General features: G+C 34.1%; 4 protein-coding genes. 3 read left to right on the top strand and 1 reads right to left on the bottom strand.

Annotation, left to right across the window (positions count from 1 at the left end):
• Together QVB70_RS03515 and QVB70_RS03510 are read left to right on the top strand one after the other, a co-directional pair.
• A partial coding sequence (locus QVB70_RS03515) for an ATP phosphoribosyltransferase regulatory subunit (RefSeq protein ID WP_287583438.1) occupies window positions 1-593 on the top strand: 593 nt, incomplete at its 5' end.
• Window positions 594-631: 38 nt separating this feature from the next.
• Complete coding sequence (locus tag QVB70_RS03510; protein WP_287583436.1) at window positions 632-1,480, top strand: MBL fold metallo-hydrolase; 849 nt, start codon at window positions 632-634, stop codon at window positions 1,478-1,480.
• A gap of 25 nt (window positions 1,481-1,505) precedes the next feature.
• Here the strand turns inward: QVB70_RS03510 and QVB70_RS03505 are convergent, their stop codons facing one another.
• The gene (locus tag QVB70_RS03505) at window positions 1,506-1,778 is read right to left on the bottom strand and encodes a hypothetical protein (RefSeq protein ID WP_287583434.1); all 273 of its coding nucleotides are present in this window, start codon (window positions 1,776-1,778) and stop codon (window positions 1,506-1,508) included.
• 346 nt (window positions 1,779-2,124) lie between these two features.
• On the opposite strand from QVB70_RS03505, the gene QVB70_RS03500 reads away from it, so the two are divergent.
• On the top strand, window positions 2,125-2,537 hold a 413-nt coding region (locus QVB70_RS03500), incomplete at its 3' end, for an ATPase domain-containing protein (RefSeq protein ID WP_287583432.1).

Genomic DNA, 2,537 nt, shown 5'->3' with positions numbered 1-2,537 from the left:
GTCCAGATGTAGATGCCGCTATTGAAAATTTACGAGCTATAGCAAAAGTGCTTGATGGGTACCCATATGCAGGACAGATAACAATTAACTTAGGAATTGTAAGAGGAATTGATTATTATACGTCAAGTGTCTTTGAAGCATTTGTTCCAGAAATGGGTGAATCTGCATTAGGTGGTGGCGGACGATATGATAATTTAATTGCAGAATTTGGAGGACAAGATGTTCCTGCTACCGGTTATGCAGTTGGTATTGACCGATGCCATCTCGCTCTTGAAAAACAAAACTATGAGTTTCCAAAGCCTGAAATTAGAATACTAGTCCTCTATCTAACTCAAGAAGAAAGAAATATTGCCATCCAAACTACTATTAATTTAAGACGTGTTGGTTTTCCAGTTCTTCTAACTTTTGAAGAAAAAGGAATAGTAGCAGGATTAAAATTAGCAGACAAACAAAATGTTCCTTTTGTAATCATTATTGGCGAAAAAGAAGTCAAGAAATCAGAAGCTACAGTGCGAGACATGACGAAAGGTTCTCAAGAGTCTGTTTCTTTTAAGAATCTTATTGAGTATTTTTTCTCCAAAATGGTCAAATAAGCTCTATGTCACAAAATAAAGGAAAGGGTTGCTTCTTAGTGTCTCTAAAAATTACAATCTTAGGCTCAGGAGACAGTGTTGGAACTCCAAAATGGGACTGTCACTGTGAAACCTGTGAAACTGCAAGAAAGAGAGGTATTCCCTTTTCAAGAACTCGTTTTGGGATTTTGATAGAATTACTTGACACCAATAAACGAATATTGATTGACACGGGACCTGATTTAAGATCTCAACTATTAACTCATAATATAGATAGAATTGATGCTATTTTCTTTACACATGGACATTACGACCATCAAAGCGGATTTGCCGATTTCTATCGCACACGTATCCCTGCAGTAGAAATATTTGGAACTGAGGAAACTCTTAATTACATCCTTTCTTCGGGTGGAATCATGAAATCCATTCGATACAAAAATCAGGAAATCTTGCCTTTCCATCCCATAGAATATGACGGATTTAAATTTACTGCATTCCCTGTCTTGCATGAAACAAGCCCTACCAAACCAGTAGGTTATGTAATTGAAAAACCAGGGCATGATATCAAATTGGTTATTACAGGGGATACAGGCTTCAATATTCCTCATAAAAGTCTTGAATTCATTTCCAATCCTAATCCAGATATCCTCATAGTGGATTGTTTTATTGACAACCAAGAAGATACAATAAGACGGTTCAAAAAGTTTGTTTTTGATTTTGACTTTTTCAGGAGCTCCAATCACTTGATTTTTCCAGATATCCTAGAATTTATAGAACGCGTTAAACCTAAAGAAACATATTTAATACATATGTCACACTTATGCGCTCCTCATGATCAATTAGAATCTAACTTGAAAAAATATGAGCATATTAAAGCTGCTTATGATGGACTAACGATGATTTTGTAATCCTAATTTTTTTTTAATAAACAATTCACGATTGCAGCGTTATTATCTCATCTTTATTGAGCGGAAAATGAATTACCTGTAATTTGCCTCTACATTTAGGGCATTTTTCTATCATTGTTTTGGTATTTTTGTCAAATTGTCGTACAATCGCTACGTTACATAAGATATCTGTGCCACAAGCAGTACAATGATAGAATATTTGATCGACGTTAGCATTTTCAAGTACTGGATTTGCCTTACATAAAAAACAAAATTTTTTCATATCGCAAATGACTTTGTTTTCACCGACGTCTATCATTGAATATAAAAGCCCCCAAAAAACAATCAATTAATATGCTGGTTTGTAGGTTGTTTTTTAATTGCTTGAGACAGTCTTTTAATAGTATAATGGACTGGCTTCTTATATGAGTTTCATAACATTTGTGATCTTCAGTAGATACTTAGCATTTAAAATTAATATTTTCTTCTTATCTTTATTCTTATCGCTATAGATGATATTACTTCGCAGATTGAAGAATACTATATTATACCTTCAAAATCTGCATTTTGTTGATAAATTTAATATATCATGCGAGATAAATATGAATTAGTTTTTATATTACTTACACAATTTATATTAACATCAAGGTCTGTGGGGGATCCAGATGGAAGAAATACACAAAATTCAAACAGGAATTTCCACTTTCGATGAGTTCTCGGGTGGTCTACCAGAAAAAGCAATTTATCTAATAACCGGAGGGCCTGGAACCGGAAAAACTATTTTTGCGTGTATGTACGCTTATTTTGGTGCACTCAAATTTAACGAGAAAAGCATGATTATTACTACATTAGATAGTCGTGAGCATATTCTCCGTTATATGAAAACGTTTGGTTGGGATTTTGAGAAATTAGATAATCTTATTATTAAAGATTTAAGCAAAATCCCCGCAGCAGAGGATTTTGGAAGTTCAATTCTCTTTAACAGGCTAATGGAAGCGGTCGTTGAAGCTGAGGATGAGGTCGAAAAGGTTAGTAGAATTGTACTAGACAGTGCAACCTCAGTCATTTCATTATATAC

Origin of the sequence: Candidatus Borrarchaeum sp., assembly GCF_019058535.1 — an archaeon.
Classification (GTDB): domain Archaea; phylum Asgardarchaeota; class Sifarchaeia; order Borrarchaeales; family Borrarchaeaceae; genus Borrarchaeum; species Borrarchaeum weybense.
Note: the sequence above shows the minus strand (reverse complement) of the source record. Positions and strands in the feature narration are given on the sequence as shown.

Excerpts from the sequence above, each read along its gene's own strand:
- QVB70_RS03505 (WP_287583434.1), bottom strand. The coding sequence starts at position 1,778 with ATGATAGACGTCGGTGAAAACAAAGTCATTTGCGATATGAAAAAATTT.